Source organism: Fictibacillus tiangongensis (genome assembly GCF_048083785.1).
Taxonomy (GTDB): domain Bacteria; phylum Bacillota; class Bacilli; order Bacillales; family Fictibacillaceae; genus Fictibacillus.
The window spans coordinates 920,863-937,657 of the sequence record NZ_CP182294.1 but is presented as its reverse complement, the minus strand read 5'-3'; the positions used below and the strand labels follow the sequence as shown (position 1 = coordinate 937,657).

The 16,795-nt window shown below is 40.2% G+C and carries 18 protein-coding genes; 5 read left to right on the top strand and 13 right to left on the bottom strand.

The window, feature by feature from the left end:
- Positions 1-6: 6 nt before the first annotated feature.
- The 5 genes from ACNJYY_RS05160 to ACNJYY_RS05140 all read right to left on the bottom strand — a co-directional run bounded on the left by ACNJYY_RS05160 (position 7) and on the right by ACNJYY_RS05140 (position 4,365).
- Entirely contained in the window at positions 7-1,353 is a 1,347-nt protein-coding gene (locus tag ACNJYY_RS05160) for an aspartate aminotransferase family protein (RefSeq protein ID WP_416730824.1), read from the bottom strand.
- Positions 1,354-1,620: 267 nt separating this feature from the next.
- Entirely contained in the window at positions 1,621-2,283 is a 663-nt protein-coding gene (locus ACNJYY_RS05155) for a type 1 glutamine amidotransferase domain-containing protein (protein ID WP_416730823.1), read from the bottom strand.
- Positions 2,284-2,556: 273 nt separating this feature from the next.
- On the bottom strand, positions 2,557-3,402 hold the full coding sequence (locus ACNJYY_RS05150; RefSeq protein WP_416730822.1) for an aldo/keto reductase: 846 nt from the start codon (positions 3,400-3,402) through the stop codon (positions 2,557-2,559).
- 53 nt (positions 3,403-3,455) lie between these two features.
- Positions 3,456-3,857: an HIT family protein gene (locus ACNJYY_RS05145; protein WP_416730821.1), complete on the bottom strand. Its 402-nt coding sequence runs from the start codon at positions 3,855-3,857 to the stop codon at positions 3,456-3,458.
- Position 3,858: 1 nt separating this feature from the next.
- Entirely contained in the window at positions 3,859-4,365 is a 507-nt protein-coding gene (locus tag ACNJYY_RS05140; RefSeq protein WP_416730820.1) for an NUDIX hydrolase, read from the bottom strand.
- Between the two features lie 213 nt (positions 4,366-4,578).
- On the opposite strand from ACNJYY_RS05140, the gene ACNJYY_RS05135 reads away from it, so the two are divergent.
- Entirely contained in the window at positions 4,579-4,815 is a 237-nt protein-coding gene (locus ACNJYY_RS05135; protein WP_416730819.1) for a transporter suffix domain-containing protein, read from the top strand.
- Positions 4,816-5,055: 240 nt separating this feature from the next.
- On the opposite strand, the gene ACNJYY_RS05130 is transcribed toward ACNJYY_RS05135, so the two are convergent.
- Together ACNJYY_RS05130 and ACNJYY_RS05125 are read right to left on the bottom strand one after the other, a co-directional pair.
- Positions 5,056-5,628, bottom strand: a complete 573-nt coding sequence (locus tag ACNJYY_RS05130; protein WP_416730818.1) for an MFS transporter — start codon at positions 5,626-5,628, stop codon at positions 5,056-5,058.
- A complete protein-coding gene (locus tag ACNJYY_RS05125) occupies positions 5,625-7,049 on the bottom strand; it encodes an FAD-binding oxidoreductase (protein ID WP_416730817.1) in 1,425 nt (474 codons plus the stop codon). The genes ACNJYY_RS05130 and ACNJYY_RS05125 overlap by 4 nt, the downstream gene beginning before the upstream one ends.
- Before the next feature lie 199 nt (positions 7,050-7,248).
- Between ACNJYY_RS05125 and ACNJYY_RS05120 the strand changes: the two genes are divergently transcribed.
- Positions 7,249-7,533: a hypothetical protein gene (locus ACNJYY_RS05120; RefSeq protein ID WP_416730816.1), complete on the top strand. Its 285-nt coding sequence runs from the start codon at positions 7,249-7,251 to the stop codon at positions 7,531-7,533.
- Between the two features lie 56 nt (positions 7,534-7,589).
- On the opposite strand, the gene ACNJYY_RS05115 is transcribed toward ACNJYY_RS05120, so the two are convergent.
- Both ACNJYY_RS05115 and ACNJYY_RS05110 read right to left on the bottom strand, forming a co-directional pair.
- On the bottom strand, positions 7,590-8,786 hold the full coding sequence (locus ACNJYY_RS05115; protein WP_416730815.1) for a M20 family metallopeptidase: 1,197 nt from the start codon (positions 8,784-8,786) through the stop codon (positions 7,590-7,592).
- A gap of 22 nt (positions 8,787-8,808) precedes the next feature.
- Positions 8,809-10,380 (bottom strand): AbgT family transporter, encoded by a 1,572-nt coding sequence (locus ACNJYY_RS05110; RefSeq protein WP_416730814.1) that lies wholly within the window; start codon positions 10,378-10,380, stop codon positions 8,809-8,811.
- 268 nt (positions 10,381-10,648) lie between these two features.
- Here ACNJYY_RS05110 and ACNJYY_RS05105 point away from each other — a divergent pair, with 268 nt between their 5' ends.
- Positions 10,649-11,275, top strand: coding sequence for a class I SAM-dependent methyltransferase (locus tag ACNJYY_RS05105; RefSeq protein ID WP_416730813.1), 627 nt, complete (start codon positions 10,649-10,651; stop codon positions 11,273-11,275).
- 23 nt (positions 11,276-11,298) lie between these two features.
- On the opposite strand, the gene ACNJYY_RS05100 is transcribed toward ACNJYY_RS05105, so the two are convergent.
- Complete coding sequence (locus tag ACNJYY_RS05100) at positions 11,299-11,823, bottom strand: GNAT family N-acetyltransferase (protein ID WP_416730812.1); 525 nt, start codon at positions 11,821-11,823, stop codon at positions 11,299-11,301.
- A 97-nt stretch (positions 11,824-11,920) separates the two neighbouring features.
- Between ACNJYY_RS05100 and ACNJYY_RS05095 the strand changes: the two genes are divergently transcribed.
- Positions 11,921-12,637 (top strand): class I SAM-dependent methyltransferase, encoded by a 717-nt coding sequence (locus ACNJYY_RS05095; protein WP_416730811.1) that lies wholly within the window; start codon positions 11,921-11,923, stop codon positions 12,635-12,637.
- Positions 12,638-12,849: 212 nt separating this feature from the next.
- On the opposite strand, the gene ACNJYY_RS05090 is transcribed toward ACNJYY_RS05095, so the two are convergent.
- The 3 genes from ACNJYY_RS05090 to ACNJYY_RS05080 all read right to left on the bottom strand — a co-directional run bounded on the left by ACNJYY_RS05090 (position 12,850) and on the right by ACNJYY_RS05080 (position 16,361).
- Positions 12,850-15,141, bottom strand: coding sequence for an ATP-dependent DNA helicase (locus ACNJYY_RS05090; protein WP_416730810.1), 2,292 nt, complete (start codon positions 15,139-15,141; stop codon positions 12,850-12,852).
- A 107-nt stretch (positions 15,142-15,248) separates the two neighbouring features.
- A complete protein-coding gene (gene mscL, locus ACNJYY_RS05085) occupies positions 15,249-15,710 on the bottom strand; it encodes a large conductance mechanosensitive channel protein MscL (protein ID WP_416730809.1) in 462 nt (153 codons plus the stop codon).
- A gap of 87 nt (positions 15,711-15,797) precedes the next feature.
- Positions 15,798-16,361, bottom strand: coding sequence for a 2'-5' RNA ligase family protein (locus ACNJYY_RS05080; protein ID WP_416730808.1), 564 nt, complete (start codon positions 16,359-16,361; stop codon positions 15,798-15,800).
- 174 nt (positions 16,362-16,535) lie between these two features.
- Between ACNJYY_RS05080 and ACNJYY_RS05075 the strand changes: the two genes are divergently transcribed.
- Positions 16,536-16,652: a YjcZ family sporulation protein gene (locus ACNJYY_RS05075; RefSeq protein WP_082861289.1), complete on the top strand. Its 117-nt coding sequence runs from the start codon at positions 16,536-16,538 to the stop codon at positions 16,650-16,652.
- Positions 16,653-16,795 lie beyond the last annotated feature (143 nt).

Genomic DNA, 16,795 nt, shown 5'->3' with positions numbered 1-16,795 from the left:
CCACCCCTATTTTAGTGCGGCTCTGACCGCGTCTGTAAATATTGCGATTACTTCGTCCAGTTGTTTCTCTGTAATGATAAGTGGTGGCAAGAACCTTACAACACTTCCATGCCTTCCACCTACTTCTAGGATTAAGCCCCGATTAAAGCATTCTCGTTGAATGCGGCTAGCGAGTTCAGGATTTGCAGCATACGTTCCTTTTAATCCCGTTGGAATTCGCGGATTTACTATTTCTGCACCTACCATCAAACCTCGTCCTCGCACATCACCGATCTCAGGAATCTCATTTTGTAGGATAGAAAGTTCAAGCATTAACTTCTCACCAAGTTCAGCAGCATGCTGTGACAAATTGTTATCTTTAATATGACGCAGTGTTGCTGTTCCAGCAGCCATCGCCATCTGGTTTCCTCTGAACGTTCCAATATGTGCACCTGGTCCCCATTTATCCAGTTCACGATCATAGATCACAACAGATAATGGCAAGCTGCCTCCGATCGCTTTTGACAGTACGACTACATCCGGCACGATTCCAGCATGTTGAAATGCAAATAGTTCGCCTGTACGTCCGATTCCGGTCTGTACTTCGTCAATGATTAAAGGAATGTTGCGCTCTTTTGTGATGCGGCGGATTTCGCGCAGCCACTCTACTGGTGCCGGGATAGATCCTCCTTCTCCTTGAACGACTTCCAAGATCATAGCAGCTGGAGGAAGGATTCCACTCTCTGGATCGTATAAAAGATTCTCGATATAGTTAGCGCTGATTTTCCACGTATCTTCTCCACCGATCCCGAACGGACAGCGGTATTCGTACGGATATGGCATAAAGTGTACATCTGGCATCAAGCCTTGTACGTTCTGTTTCGGTCCTAAGTTACCAGAGAGCGCCATCGTCCCATGTGTAGCACCGTGATAGCCACCTTGGAAAGAAAGAATGCTCCTTCTTCCTGTTGCCGTTTTTACTAGCTTGATCGCTGCTTCGATCGCATCTCCGCCAGTCGGTCCGCAGAACTGAATCTTGGCACGCTTCGCAAATTCTGGAGGTAAGCTGTCAAATACTTCACTCACAAATTCTTCTTTTACTGGCGTCGTTAAATCCAGTGTATGTAATGGGCGCTTGTCATGAAGCACTTTCTCAATGGCTTCAATCACAACCGGGTGATTATGTCCAAGCGCAAGAGTTCCTGCTCCTGCCAGACAATCGATGTATGTTTTCCCATCTGCATCTTTTACATAGATTCCTTCAGCTTCTTCAATGGCAATGGGAATTCGGCGTGGATAAGACCTTGCATTTGATTCTCTTTTCTCTTGTTGTTTTAGGTATTTTTCGTTCATCTCTATTTGTAACATGCTCATATTTTATTCCTCCTAGTGGATGATCCTGCGGTTTATTGAAAATGATTCTCATTACTGATTACATGTATAACCTTAATTGATAATGATTATCATCGTCAATGATAAATTATCCCTAATTTCTTTCCTGTTATTTTTAGCGCAGTTAGTGCTATGTAGGTCTTAAGGCTCATGATTATGCGATGATGTGGTTTCAATTCAAAGAAGGTCCATTGATAAATGAATCAAAAAAAAAACGATCAGCTCCAGGCTGATCGCTTCAATCATCTTTTATTGTTTATCCAACACATCAATCATGCGAAGAGCTACACTTCTACTCGATTGAGGATTCTGTCCTGTAACAAGTGTGCCATCTGTTACGGCGAAATCTTCCCATTTTCCTGCTCGTTGAAACTCTGCTCCAAGTTCACGAAGCTTTGTTTCGAGTAAAAATGGTACTTCTTTCGTCAGTTGCATCTCTTCTTCCTCTTCATCAGTAAATGCTGTAACAGTTTTTCCTTTTACGATAGGTGTACCATCTTTAAGCGTTGCCGTTGTAAGTCCAGCAGGTCCGTGACAGACACTTCCGATCACTTTATTAGTTTGTGCCATCTGACTTACTACTTCTTTTAATGCATCACTCTTCGGAAAATCAAAAACGGTACCATGACCGCCCGGTAGATAGATCGCATCATAACTTGTCGCATCTTCAGGAGTTAGTTCTGCAGTACCTTCCAGCTGTGCCAGTGCTTCTTTATACGTTTCTTTATCCACACCTTCTAAGCTGTTCGGATCAAGCGGAACATCTCCACCTTTGATGCTTTTCACAGTAATGTCATATCCTTTTTCACGAAATTCGTTGAAAGGAACCGCAAACTCCTCTAACCATAGCCCCGTCTTGTTATTCCCAATGTTTTGATGATTCGTTACGACGATCAATACTCGTTTTGTCATTGTTACACTCCCTTTCATTACATTACGTTTATCATTTTTCCCGAATTCAATGATTTAAAACACAATAAAAAATAGAAGGGAGCGAACTTAAATGGTGGATTTGTCGAAAAGCCTATAAACTGATTTTTATGGCCCATAAAATTTATTGAAGGACCATAAATCCATCATTAGGGACTATAAATTATTTTGAAGGCCTATAAATGTTTGTTTAGGGCCTATAAGTACCAATCCACAAAAAAAGCCTTCCTAACAACAGGAAGACTTTCATTCATTTCATTCAAATTGTTTATAAAACTCCGGATCATCAGGGTCTGCACCGTTACGTTTGTCTTGATTTAGCGCAGAGATACGTGTCATATCCTCATTTGATAATTCAAAGTCAAAGAGTTCAATATTTTCTTCGATCCGATGCTGCGTTACCGATTTAGGTATCGTAACCACACCGTTTTGAAGATCCCAGCGTAAAATAATTTGAGCAACTGATTTGTTGTATTTATCAGCAAGCTCTACCAAGGTTGGTTCCTCAAAGATCTCTCCTTTTAAAAGAGGTCTCCATGCTTCTAGTTGGATACCCTGCTCTTTACAGAACGCCAACAATTTTTCCTGAGACAAGCGAGGATGGTATTCCACTTGGTTCACCATTGGTTTAATCTCTGCTTCTCTCATCAGTTCTTCAAGATGATGCTGCTTGAAGTTACTGACACCGATCGCTTTAGCTCGGCCTTCATTGTAGATTTTCTCTAGTGCTTTCCAAGTTTCATTATACTTTCCAGGCATTGGCCAATGGATTAGGTATAGATCCACATAATCCAATCCTAATCTTTCTAGACTGGCATTAAAGGCTGCTAAGGTTTTTTCGTAGCCTTGGTCAGTGTTCCAAACTTTTGTTGTAATGAAAATTTCTTCTCTTGGGACGTTTGATTCAGCGATCGCCTGACCTACACCCGTTTCATTGTCATATAAACTTGCCGTATCAATGCTTCGATAACCTGCATCGAGCGCCCACTTTATGGATTGAATGACTTCATCACCATCTTCAGCTTTGTAGACTCCTAGACCAATCCATGGCATTTGAACACCATTATGTAGAACGGCACGATCATGAATACTGCTTGGCATAATGAATCCCTCCTTTTTCACATTGTGGCACAATCTTTATAAAGTTAAAAACATTATACTCTTTGAAGTTTATCTGCTGTTTCGGCTAAACGTTCAGAAGCATTATCTAATATCGTAGATTCACTCCACGTGAATCCATCGTTTTCATATCTTGGAATCACATGCATATGAAAATGAGTAAGATCACTAAACTTTCCCCCATTTTGGTTGATCGTAATCCCATCAGGGTTGAAACTGTTCTCTAGCTTCTTCGATATGTATTTTGCTGCTTCCATCACAGCGCTCGTTTCTTCATTCGTTAGCTCTGTTAACTCCTTCACATGTCTTTTCGGAAGTATTAATGTGTGTCCTTCGTTAAAAGGATCAATATCAAGAAAACATGTCACCCACTCATCTTCATAAACCGCATGTATGGGTAAGACTTTATTCGCTAGTTCACATCCTAAACAACTCACTCTATATCAATCCTTTCAGCCTAGCTAATAATAATCCGTGTGCAAGTTCACTATCTTTCCAAAGTCCCTGCTCTATATTACGAAATGCTCGATCTACAGGAATGTGAAAGGCTTGAATGGTCGCTTCTTTTTTCTCTAGCATTTGAGATCTGTAATCTACAATATCGTTTGTAAAATAAACATGCGTAACCGTATTACTCAAACACGCACTAGGCTGGATACTTCCTAAGAAAACCGTTTCTCCACACACGATGCCCGTTTCTTCAAGCAGTTCCCGTTTTGCTGCTTCCATCGCATCTTCATTTTCGTTCATTCCACCACCTGGTAGTTGAATGATAACTTGATCTACTGCAGCTCGATATTGGCTGATCAATATAAGAGAATCGTTCTCTAACGCAACCATTACCGCGGCTTCATACGGAATCTCTTTTAGCGTGATACTTCCAAATTCGTCTTCGTACACTTCAATCTCTTTATCTCTACTCTGATATACAAGTTCTTTTTTCAAAATTACCCCACCCTTTTACACCAGTTTCCCCTTAACATTATCCAAACTTGGAAACATTTTCAACTGCGAGATTACTGGTAATCACATCCAATTAATATTTAAATAACTAGTGGAAATAATTTCTAGCAAACTGGTAGAATAATGAGATGGGAACTTTATCTCGTTTCTTTCGTAATACGTCTAACTGTCTAACTAGCTACGGAGGAGATTGCATTGAAAAAGAAATTCGGAATAACTTTTATTATACTTTCGTTCGTTCTTTGGATTCTAATACCGGTCATACCTTTCTTATCATTTAGTGCAGGCGTTAAAACAGCCATCGTCAGTGGATTATTTATCGGCGGAGAAGTTTTCTTCTGGCTCGGTGCGCTATTAGCAGGTAAAGATATTGTAAAAAACTTCATTCAAAAGTATTGGAGAAGAGGCAAAAAAAACGATGATCCTTCCTAAAAGATTTGACGACGAATGTGGATAAATAAAATAGCAGAATCATCAAAGTAGGTGAAGAAATGGAAGAACTGCTTCTAGGCTTTATTTACACATTCTTGATAGTGATTACATTTGAAACATTGTTTACTAGAATACTAAATAATAGCGTGAAGCATTCTGCCAAAAGAATTGCCGTTCTTGCACTCCAGTGCTTGGTCATCACTTGGTTTCTGTATCAAATGTACACATAAAGCCCGTCAGCTATAGCTGTACAGGCTTTTTTTGTTGTACCCTTAGTGGAATGGCTGCTGACTTAAAAATGAGAAAGCCAGAGATCATGTAAAGAATTGATGCGATGTAGAATAAACTTCCGATCGTTAAAAAATCGATCAGGTATCCTGTTAACATGACCGCGATCGCTCCCCATACACTTGTCCAAAGGTGATAGCTTCCTATCTTTTTTCCAGCCTGCACGCCATTCGACTGCCTAGCCAGAACGGTTTTCTCCGAAGTTTTTTGTACTGCACCTAGAATACCCATTACAATTTGGACGAGATAAAGAGCAGTTACTGTTTCAATGATTGGTATAACCAACATGATTCCAGCCATACCCCATGTATGTACCAGAATGAAGGTGCGGTCACCTAATTGATCTGAAAGTCTGCCAATTATAGGATGAACCAGTGCGCCTGTCAGTGCAAAAAGTCCGTATGCTAAACCGAACTGCGAGTAGCTGTCACCGATATTACGAATGAGAAGCAGATAGAAGGGAAAGACCATCGAGCTTGCTGTCATTAAAAGGCTTTGTGCTGTTACAAATGTACGATAATTCATTGTGCATACACCTCATAAAAAAGATTTTTGAACCGCTCATCAGGATCGAGCTCCCGCTTTTTCTGAAAGAACTCATCGATACGGGGATATGCTTGTTTCAGTTGTTTCTTTGTCGGATATGAAAAGTAAGGTAAGTAATAACTTCCATCGTAATCTAGCGTTACGTCAATCATCTTCTGAATGATCTTTTCTGTTTTTCTTATCTCTTTTTCAGAACGGCCTTGATTGATCAATAGCACAAGAGCAAACATATCATCCTTCGCATAAGACAACACGGCATCTTCATCATGCTCGACGTACCGAATCGTAATATTTAATAGGTTCAGATCCTCTTTTTCTAACACCTTTCTCAGGTCGTCGATATAAGAAGCAAACTCATCAACAGGTACAAAATATTCTTGCAGCACTTCTGTTCGATTGGCGTTTTCATATTCCATGAACGTACTATCTGATCTCATTACATTATTTCTTGATTGATAGCTGCCATTGCTATTTTGAAAGTGTTTCTTTTGAGTCTCCCAAAATACATCTTTTCCCCAATCACTATAACGAGACATTCCTAACATAAACTTTGGAAGTGCGACTTTTTCTTCTTCATTTAACGTTGAGAATCTAGTTAACTTCTTTTGATTATCTGCTAATACATAGTCCGTTACATACATTTCTTTTAAAAAGGTCTTAGGTGCTACAGATAAGCGGGCAAGGTGCATCTTAACCTTCTCATCGCTCTTAACTCTCTTCTTAAAATGCTCTTCGTATGCTTTGTAATCCATTGTGGATATGCGTTGTTGATACAGTTCATCCTCAGCCAATTGCAATGTGACATCGAGTATGACTCCAAAAAGACCGTAGCCGCCTATTACATATGAAAAATATTCACTGTTCTCATCACGACTCACAGAAATGATCTCTCCATCTGGTTTTAACAAACGAAAGGAATCCACAGTATCAATCAGAGAACCATATCTGATATCCCGTCCGTGAACGTTGACACTAAGGGCGCCACCAACAGTAAATATATTTTGTGACTGCATAACTTGAATGGATAGACCGTGCGGATTAATCTTCTTCTGAATATCAGCCCATGTCACACCACTTTGAACCGTTATCGTTTTTTCTTTTGGGTTGAAGTCCAGAATCTCGTTATAACTTTTCATATCAAGCAGCGTTCCATCTGGATAGACCGTATGCCCACCCTGACTATGTTGCATTCCAGCGATTGAGATCGTCTTTTCTTTTCTCACCCAATTCTGCAGCTCCTTAGTAGATTGCGTGCTCTTAACTTCTTTCATCCTTGTGGGCAAAAGCTTTCCCGCATCTTCTATGACGACTGTTTTCTGTTGAAGGGAATGGATAGAGGTACTCGTATAAAAAGCGATCCCATATAATGAGATCCCAATTAACAAATATTTCCCTTTCATTACATCACCCCTTTTTATTAAAAGTGTAATATTACACATTTATTATAAAATGAAACACTCAGGAATGACAATATGTTTTTAAAGAAGTCTTTTTTGATTTTTAAAAGAAAAGAATTTAGACGCTTCTCCATCTTAAAAATGGTGATTCGTACAAGCACTCTTTGAAGCATTTCATATAGTAATAGTGGGGGTGATACGATTGGGTAAAAAAAGAAAAGAACTATTAGAAGCATTGAATACTCTAGGTGCGAACGGCACAGAGACGGAAGCTGAAGTGACTGCTGAAAATGGTGCAGAAGCCGGTACTGTTGAAGCTTTACGCTCTCTTTTAGGTGATGGTCTTAAACGTAAGAAGTCTAAGAAAGTTCCTGCTGTAAAGTCTAAAAAGTCTTGTAAGAAATCCAAGAAGTCTAACGGGAATGATTCCGGTGGAAATCCTGGTGAAATTCCTAGTGGAACTGCTCCTGACAGCTGTTGGGAATAATCTCATAAATATAAAAAAGCTCCCTCGCGTAAGGGAGCTTTTTCATGAACGTATTTTCAACTCAACACTTTTGTTGAAACATTTTGTTTTAAATACGTAAGCGTAGCAGCTCCTAATAAACTGGCTGCAATCAATAAAGCATCTTCATTAATCTTGAACTTCGGATGGTGATGCGGAAACACTTCTTCCCACGAATCATCAAGAGCTCCTGTGAAAAAGAACGTGCCTGGTACTCTCTCTAAGTAGTAGGAGTAATCTTCTCCACCCATCTGCGGTTCAATTTCTTCAAGTTCGATAACACCTGGAACTTTTCTTGCTACATCCACTACAAACTCCGTATCTTCTTTATGGTTTACAACGGCCGGATATCCACGTTTGAATACATACTCATAGGAAGCATCTGATGCAAGACATGTACCTTTTGCAATGCGGTCGATCTCTTGCTCGATGGCAACTCGAACTTCTTCCTTAAATGTGCGAACCGTTCCTGTCAGCTTTGCTGTATCTGCGATAACGTTGAACGCATTCTTCGCTTCAAACGCACCAACAGATACAACTGCAGCATCTAGTGGATTGACTCTGCGGCTCACGATTTGCTGAAGATTTGAAACAAGCTGGGCTCCAATAACAATGCTGTCTTTTGTTTTATGAGGTTGCGCCCCGTGTCCACCTTTTCCTTGAACTTTTATCGTGAACGAATCGGCTGCAGCCATAACGGGACCTGTTCGATAACCAATTGTCCCAGTTGGCATCGTTGCCCAAAGATGTGTTCCATAGATAACGTCCACCCCATCAAGGCAGCCATCTTCAATCATTGCAATAGCTCCACCAGGAGCGAGTTCTTCGGCATGCTGATGAATAAATACGATCGTCCCTTCCACATCTTCCTTCAGCTCTGTTAGAACTTTTGCGAGTACGAGCAGCGATGCTGTGTGACCGTCATGCCCGCACGCATGCATAACACCAGGCACTTTCGATTTGTATGGAGAATCGTTTTCTTCCTGAATCGGAAGTGCATCAAAATCTGCTCGAAGTGCTACTGTCTTACCTGGTTTTCCACCTTTTAACGTAGCGACCACGCCCCGTCCGCCGACTCCCGTTCGCACATCTAATCCTAATTTCTCATGATAAGATGCGATAAAGGCTGGTGTTTCAACTTCTTCAAATGACAGTTCAGGATTTTGGTGAAGGTGTCTGCGAATCTCCACCATTTCATCTTGATAGTTTGCTAAACGGCTAAATAGTTGTTCCATTCCTGCTCACTCCTCATATAATCTACATTTTTATATATTCGCCAGGTCCTAGTGGAAGTCCTAGCACATACCAGACAGTAAATAAAAGACACCAAAAAATCGTATAAGCAATCGTGTAAGGCAATAAGGAAGATATTAAAGTTCCCATTCCCATACTTTTATCAAACTTTTTAGCAAACGTTAGAAGAATAGCGAAGTAGGCTAACATCGGAGTGATTGTATTCGTGATTGAATCCCCGATCCGATAAGCCATTTGTGTAAATGCTGGACTATAATCTAAAGCCATAAACATCGGAACAAATACCGGTCCTAAGATTGCCCATTTTGCTGATGAACTAGCGATGAGTAAGTTTACTAGCGCTGTGAAAAGAATGAATGCGATCAATAATGGAAGTCCTGTAAATCCTGATTCTTTTAAAAAGTCAGCACCTGTTATCGCGATGATCGAACCTAAGTTACTCCAACTAAAATAAGCGATCATCTGGGCTGCGATAAAAGCAAGCACAATATAGTACCCCATACCGCTCATCGCTTTTGTTAAATGTTCAGCGACATCTTTATCATTTTTTAAGACCTTAGATCCAAATCCATAAGCCATTGCTGGGATAAAGAAGAAAAGAAGCATGATCGGAACCAAGGAATCCATAAACGGTGATTCAATGAGTTCACCTGTTTTCGCATTTCGAAGCATAGCGCCTTTTGGCACGGTCACAAGTAGAATGATAATTGTGTAGATGAAAAGAGAGATTGTTGCCCACTTTAAGCCTCTTCTCTCTTCTGAAGTTAGAGCTTGTTTCTTCACTTCAAGATCATCAGGAACTTGGTATTCTCCGAGACGTGGTTCTACAATCTTCGTCGTTACCCAAACGGCTACTGGTAACAGTACAAAGGTTGAGGCCAACATGAAGTAGTAATTCATAGCAGGGTTTGCTGTATACGTTTTATCTTGAAGGTGAGCGGCAGATTCTGTGAAACCAGCAAGCATTACATCAAGCATGCTAATAATGATATTCGCACTAAATCCTCCAGCAACTGCTGCATAAGCTGCTGCAAGGCCAGCGATCGGATGACGGCCAAGAGTGAGAAACACCATTGCTGCTACGGGAGGTAGCACGATCAAAGCAGCATCAGCAGCTGCGTTCCCTACGATTCCAATAAAGATGATGATCGGTAGAATAAGTGCTTTTGGTGAGGCTAAGACGACTCTGCGCATAAATGCCGATATCAACCCTGTTGATTCAGCCAGACCTACGCCTAGCATAACAACGAGCACGAGACCGAGTGGCGGGAAGTTCACAAAATTACTTACAAGTTCACTCAGCATTCGTATGATTCCTTCTTCGTTCAGAAGATTGACTGCTGTAATTTTTTCATTATTGGCTGGATTCACAGCACTCCATCCTGCAACTCCTGCTATGAATGAACCTAGCAAGATAACGGCCGTGATGATGACAAACAAAGTAAGAACATCCGGTAGTTTGTTTCCGTTCTTCTCTACCCAGTCCAACAGTTTATGAAAAAAATTCTTTTTGCTGTTACTGCCTGGATCTGGTGAATTTGCTGAAGGTACTGCTTTCAATGCTGAACGTGCCATGGATATCCTCCCTTTTGTTATAAATTTTCAGAAAAATTTTAAATTTCTTCACATTCTACCGCCTCTATCATTCGGTTTCAAGGGGTCATATAGAACGCTACTTTTTTACTAGATCATAGAGGGTACGTGATCTTAGAGTGATGTAAGGGCTTACCTTTGCAGAATATTCATGCATTTCTAAATTTATCTCTTGCCATTCTTTCGCTATAATAAATACATTATTTGCTTAGAAAACCCATTTTCAGATTAAGGTAAGGGAGAGAACACCATGGATCTTTTATTAAAAGAAAGTCTGAAAGCAAGCTACAACGAGCAAGCTGATTCACGGGATAGAGTAGAGATTGAGAGCTGGAAGATTAAAGAGCTAGATTTATTTATTGCTGCTCTTAGAAATGATGGCTTTCATTCACTTCTAGATATGGGAGCAGGCTCTGGTCAGCACGGTAAGTATTTGTCAGACCACAAGCTCGATGTAACGTGTATAGACCTCTCTCCTAACATGGTCGAAACATGCCGAGCAAAAGGGTTAAGCGCTGAAATCATGGATTATTATACGCTAGATTTTCAGGCTGAATCTTTTGATGCCGTTTGGGCTATGAATACATTGCTTCATGTTCCGAAGGTAAGTCTGCCCGCTGTTCTTAAAAACATACATACCGTCCTTGCACAAGATGGATTGTTTTACATGGGTGTTTATGGCGGGAAGGATTCAGAGGGCGTGTGGCAAGAAGACTCGTATATCCCGAAGCGATTCTTCTCGTTTTATACAGATGAGAATCTATTAGAAGTTGTGTCTCCACTTTTTGACGTGATAGACTTTCACATCGTTCCAGAAGCTGGGGGAAGTATGGATTTTCAATCACTGATGTTGCGAAAGAAACCGATAGTAGATTAAAAAAAGCTCCTCATGTGAGGGGCTTATTCTATGTGTCGCATATATCGGATGGATACGTGAGTCTCACTTGATTCACTGATCTTTTCAGATTGTTTAATAAACCCTTTTGCTTCGTAAAAAGGAATGGCCTTTTCGTTACCTTTTTGTGCAGATAGCCATTGTTCTTTAATACCTATTTTCTTCTGATAGTCTGTGTAATAGTTTAACAGTTTTGACCCAATCCCTCTGTTTCTCTTGTTCGGATCCATATAGAACACAAAGATCTCACCAATCTCTTCACCTATCGTTCCCCCGCCGATCGCACCTGCTACTTCTCCATCTTCTTTTGCTACAAAATATCCGTGCCAATTCTCGCTGAACTCGGTCACTTCGTTTTCAATTCTTTTCTCGTTATAGTACTCTTCAATAACAGTGTTTACATACGATTCATCTTCTAAGTAGCCATATGTAGCACGCCATCCTTCTGAACATACTCTCGCTATTCCTTTCACTTCATCCGGTCCAGCTTTCATGAGAGTTATGTCTTCTGAAAATGTTGATCTTTTCATCTTTTCACCTCTCTTTTTTTCCTTTAACCACCCCATTATAACCTATTTTTTGGTAAAATAGAGGTATACTTCTCAGTCAGTCTGGGGCTCGTTTTGAATGAGAAAGGCGGATGATTTTTTGACAAATTTGATTACGAAAAATGAAGATGTTTTTAACATGCTAGATTCTCTTTTACGTGATGAGGGAGCGTTCTGGAACTCTTTTTATGAAGGCAGAAATAAGAAGATTCCTTTTTTTGTGGACGCACCCGATGAAAATCTCGTGAAATATATCGAACACGGTCTGCTAAAGCCTGGTCGTGTGTTAGAACTTGGTTGTGGTCCTGGCCGAAATTCGATCTTCTTAGCGCAGCTTGGGTTTGAAGTAGATGCTGTTGACCTCTCTAACGAAGGGCTGGAATGGGCTCGTGAACGCGCTATGGAGAAAGGCGTCGATGTGAATTTTATACAAGGAAGTATCTTTGAGTTGGATCTACCTCACATGGAGTATGATCTTATTTATGATTCTGGCTGTTTTCATCATGTGCCTCCTCACCGCCGTGTGAGTTATTTACAACTTTTAAATAACTGTTTAAAAGATGGCGGGCATTTCGCTATTACGTGTTTTGATGCTGTCGGTATGGGCCTTGATATTCCCGATATGGAAGTGTACAAAGATCGCTCTATGCAAGGCGGATTGGGTTATACGTTTGAGAGGATGCGGGAGGTTTTCTCTGATCTTGAAGAGGTTGAGTTAAGGAAGATGGAAGAAATAACACAACCCGCTGATACTTTCGGCTTGCCATTCTTAAATGCAGGTTTGTTTCGAAAATAAAAGAAAAACACTTGGAGTCTCATCTCCAAGTGTTTTTTGATTGCTTAAGATGTATGTGAAGAATTCTTCTGAGGCGTTTATGGGCCCTAATTTTTACTTTATGGGCCTTCAGAAAATTTTATGGGTCTACAAATCTATTTATGGGCCTTTAAATAATTTTATAGGCCTTCAAAATCATTTATAGGCTTTTCGACAAAACACACAAACATAACTTACATAAACGAGCGATCCAATACAACAAAATCCCGCCACTCTTCTGGCAGCATCTCCACATACTTTCTTGTTAGAAAACGATCATCTACTAAAACGAGCGTACCGAGATCTTCTTCTGACCGGATAACCCGCCCACCTGCCTGCAGTACTTTATTCATCCCAGGGTACACGTACGCAAAGTCGTAACCATTCTTTCCTGCTCGATGAAAGTAATCCTTCATCGTATCGCGTTCTAACCCTACTTGAGGCAAACCAACACCAATAATGACAGCACCTGTCAGCTTATCTCCTTTTAGATCAATTCCTTCAGAAAAGATGCCGCCCATGACAGCTAGCCCGACAAGCGATTTCTCGCCTACAGTTTCATAATGAGCTAAAAAGGTCTCTCGCTCTTCTTCTTTCATAGCAGGATGCTGAACAATAAGGGTAAAAGCTTGATCTTCTTCTACTATTCGTTCATAAATATCTGTCATATAACGATACGACGGAAAAAAAACAAGATAATTTCCGGGTCTGTTTACGACCAAATCTTTGATCATACCCACAATCGGATCTATTGTTTTCTCCCGATCTCTAAAGCGCGTAGACAGGGGCTGTACAAACACATCCAGCTGTTCTTTTTCATAAGGAGAAGGCATCCGAATGGTGTAATCATCTTCCTCTCCTCCAAGCATTTCTCGAAAATACGACAGCGGTGAGAGTGTTGCTGAAAAATAAATGCGTGAGCCGTATTTTTTACCTGTTTGAAAAAGAAGCTGTGATGGGTCCATACAAAAAAGGCGCACTTTGACTTCACTTTTAAACGTGGAAATGAAGGTTACGAATCGTTCATCGTAAAATTGTGAAATCTTCACCCATTGCAGCGCTTCAAAAAAAGTCTCTAATAATTGCTCGCTGCTATCACCACTTGCTAATAACTGCTCTGCCTGAATTAAGAAAGCTTCTAAACTCTCAAGTAGTCTTTCCTTCAATTCAATGACTGCAACATCTTTATCTTCATGTTCTTTTTTTATTAAAAGCAGTTCCTGGTTAACGGCTTTTGCCGTATTCCAAACCCCGTCATGCTTCCCTTTAAAATCACGTGCAAGTTGTAAGAATGACGATTTCATAATCTCAGCTGAATACATGCCGCGTGCTCTGTCTACAAGATTGTGCGCTTCATCCATAAGAAGAACCGTACGCTTCTTTTGCTCTTCAAATAAACGCTTGAACGAGACCCTCGGATCAAAGACATAATTATAATCACAGATTACACTGTCTGATGCATAAGCAAGATCTACAGAGAACTCAAACGGACAAACTTTGTGCTTTTGAGCGTATTGCGAGATGACTTCATTATCCATCACCGTCTCATTTTTCAAGATATCAAGAACAGCTCCATTGATCCTGTCAAAATATCCATCAGCAAACTCACAGTAAGAGGGTTCACAACGAGTCTCTTCTTTAAAGCAAACTTTGTCTTTAGCCGTGATGGTCGTGCTTTGCAGAAACAAGCCCTTCTCTTTCATCAACAAGAGTGCTTCTTCTGCGTTTTTTCGGTTCAGTGTTTTGGCTGTTAAATAAAAAATCTTTTCTGCTTTCTCTTCGCCGATCGCTTTGACGGCTGGAAACAGAGTGGAGATGGTTTTTCCTGTCCCAGTCGGTGCGTTTGCAAACAACGTCTTTTTATCCATGATCGTTTTATAGATAGCACCAGCAAAGTTACGCTGGCCGTTTCGGTATGAAGGAAATGGAAAAGCTAAATCTCGTATACTGATATTCCGTTTTTGCTGATTTTCTAGACGCAGCTCAGCGAATGGTGAATAGTTCTTTATAAGCTGAAGCATGAAATTTTCAAGCTCTGTAAATGTAACTTCTTTTTGAAATTTCTTCTGCTCGCCAGAATCAACATGAACATATGTAAGCTGTACGGTAACTCTATCTATATCTTCTTTTTCCATGTATATATAAGCATAAACTTTCGCTTGAGCCCAATGAACAGGATATGTTTCGTCTGTTATCTCACTCAAGTTTCGCGCAGTGGATTTGATCTCATCGATCGTAACGGTATCATTACGTAAAAGAAGACCATCACATCGTCCTTCTATCCAATATTCAAGATTTTCGTAGAGATAGCTTGTTTGGAGGAATACTTCTGCAAAATCACTCTCTTCATACGTTTTTTGTATCGTTTGATGAGCCTTCGTTCCTTCCACTAGGGATGAGGTGGACTTAAAGCCAGATTCAATACTTCCTGAACGGTATACATATTCGACTAAAGACCGTACAGAGATTTTAACAGTATCTATCATGGTTTCACCTACCCTTCTTTCGCAATCTTCTATGTAAGAATTGTAGCACAACTGCTTCATTAAAATTTGTGTTTAGCATTAGATGGACGATACAAAAAACAGCCCCCTTACTCAGAGGGCTGTCTCACAACAGCATCATCGTTTAAATCTGCCGTACAGCTTTGACATTTAACGGCTCTCAACGGAATCGTTGATAAACAATATTTGCATTCTTTTGTATCAGGCGCTTTTACTTCTTCTTTCTTTTTAAGACGATTGATCTGCTTCACTACTAAGAATATGACTAACGCAATGATAAAAAAGTTGATCAGTGTGTTTATAAATAATCCATAATTAAGTGTCGCTGCTCCTGCCTTTTGGGCATCTGCTAAGGTGGCATAGTCGCCTTTGCCTAAATTTATGTAAAGATTGCTGAAATCCACTTTACCAAGTAATAATCCAATTGGAGGCATGATCACATCTTCAACGAGTGAAGTGACGATTTTACTAAAAGCTGCTCCGATAATCACACCGATGGCAAGATCGATCACGTTGCCACGCATAATAAATGTTTTAAATTCGTTCCACATGCACCCTAATTCCTTTCTGTATGACTAGTATATGTATAACCATACAGCATCTACTTTCAAACGTCATCCGATATCAATTTAACGTCATCATTTTTTTAGTTTCACAGTTAGAATATCTTTCACATCTGTACATACATCTGCTTCATAAGTAAGTTGAATAAGTGCTACACTGTCGATCGTTGCATGAAAAGTCTCTAAATTTCTTGTGGAATAATCAAACGCCTTCACTAAGTCTTCATGTGTTAGGTCCATTACAAGCGTGCAATGAGGCACCCAGTGAACCGGAATGTACAGAGATTGCTGGTTTATTTCGTTCTCAAAATGTTCATGATAGTGCTGATGAAAATCTGTCAGCACGCTGTTTTTAGTCGGTGCTGCATATAATGTTCCGCTGTTTAAGAAAATCGCTAGAGATGGAAAGAAAAGAGGCACAGCAGCGATATCCTTAAAGTAGTCTTTAAACATTTTCTTGAAAGACTCAATTTCAACCTCTGGATGTGTGCCAAGAGTTACATGTGGCCTCATACCATGACCCTTGATTCCCTCTTTCACAAGTCCATTCCTTAAATCGTCTATCTTCTGTTCAGTTTCACTGTTTAAATAAGCAATTACACCGTACATGTTATCAGCTCCAATTATGGTTTTGTTCAATAGTCGATAATCCTAATTAGTTTAGTGTAATTATACAACAAACCACATTTTGGTAAATGTATTTCTCCTGAAAATAAGGCGTCCGCTCTTGTCCCGAAAAAATGGGCTAATTCCGCCCAAACCTTTAACTTGTACCTCTAATATTCTGTCATTGTAAAGAAGGAGGTGGGTTAAATGGGATATCAGTCTTACGGAAATAGCTTCGCTTTAATCGTAGTTCTATTTATCTTGTTAATCATCGTTGGGTGCTGTTGGTGCGGTGGTTACGGTGGCGGACACGGCTGGTGCTAATCAGTTCATTTCCTGAGTGGAAATCGTTCTGGTCCATCAGATGTGATCAATTGCGTTAAAACCTTTTGCTTTAACAACCCCTCGTATAAAACAGATAGAGAGAACCTAGAGAGAGAAATAGAGAGAGAAAAGACCTGCGCTAA

Coding starts and splice junctions, on each gene's coding strand:
- ACNJYY_RS05110 (WP_416730814.1), bottom strand. CDS start 10,380: ATGGCACGTTCAGCATTGAAAGCAGTACCTTCAGCAAATTCACCAGAT.
- ACNJYY_RS05105 (WP_416730813.1), top strand. CDS start 10,649: ATGGATCTTTTATTAAAAGAAAGTCTGAAAGCAAGCTACAACGAGCAA.
- ACNJYY_RS05100 (WP_416730812.1), bottom strand. CDS start 11,823: ATGAAAAGATCAACATTTTCAGAAGACATAACTCTCATGAAAGCTGGA.
- mscL (WP_416730809.1), bottom strand. CDS start 15,710: ATGTGGAACGAATTTAAAACATTTATTATGCGTGGCAACGTGATCGAT.
- ACNJYY_RS05160 (WP_416730824.1), bottom strand. CDS start 1,353: ATGAGCATGTTACAAATAGAGATGAACGAAAAATACCTAAAACAACAA.
- ACNJYY_RS05115 (WP_416730815.1), bottom strand. CDS start 8,786: ATGGAACAACTATTTAGCCGTTTAGCAAACTATCAAGATGAAATGGTG.
- ACNJYY_RS05130 (WP_416730818.1), bottom strand. CDS start 5,628: ATGAATTATCGTACATTTGTAACAGCACAAAGCCTTTTAATGACAGCA.
- ACNJYY_RS05155 (WP_416730823.1), bottom strand. CDS start 2,283: ATGACAAAACGAGTATTGATCGTCGTAACGAATCATCAAAACATTGGG.
- ACNJYY_RS05075 (WP_082861289.1), top strand. CDS start 16,536: ATGGGATATCAGTCTTACGGAAATAGCTTCGCTTTAATCGTAGTTCTA.
- ACNJYY_RS05095 (WP_416730811.1), top strand. CDS start 11,921: ATGAGAAAGGCGGATGATTTTTTGACAAATTTGATTACGAAAAATGAA.
- ACNJYY_RS05125 (WP_416730817.1), bottom strand. CDS start 7,049: ATGAAAGGGAAATATTTGTTAATTGGGATCTCATTATATGGGATCGCT.
- ACNJYY_RS05150 (WP_416730822.1), bottom strand. CDS start 3,402: ATGCCAAGCAGTATTCATGATCGTGCCGTTCTACATAATGGTGTTCAA.
- ACNJYY_RS05090 (WP_416730810.1), bottom strand. CDS start 15,141: ATGATAGATACTGTTAAAATCTCTGTACGGTCTTTAGTCGAATATGTA.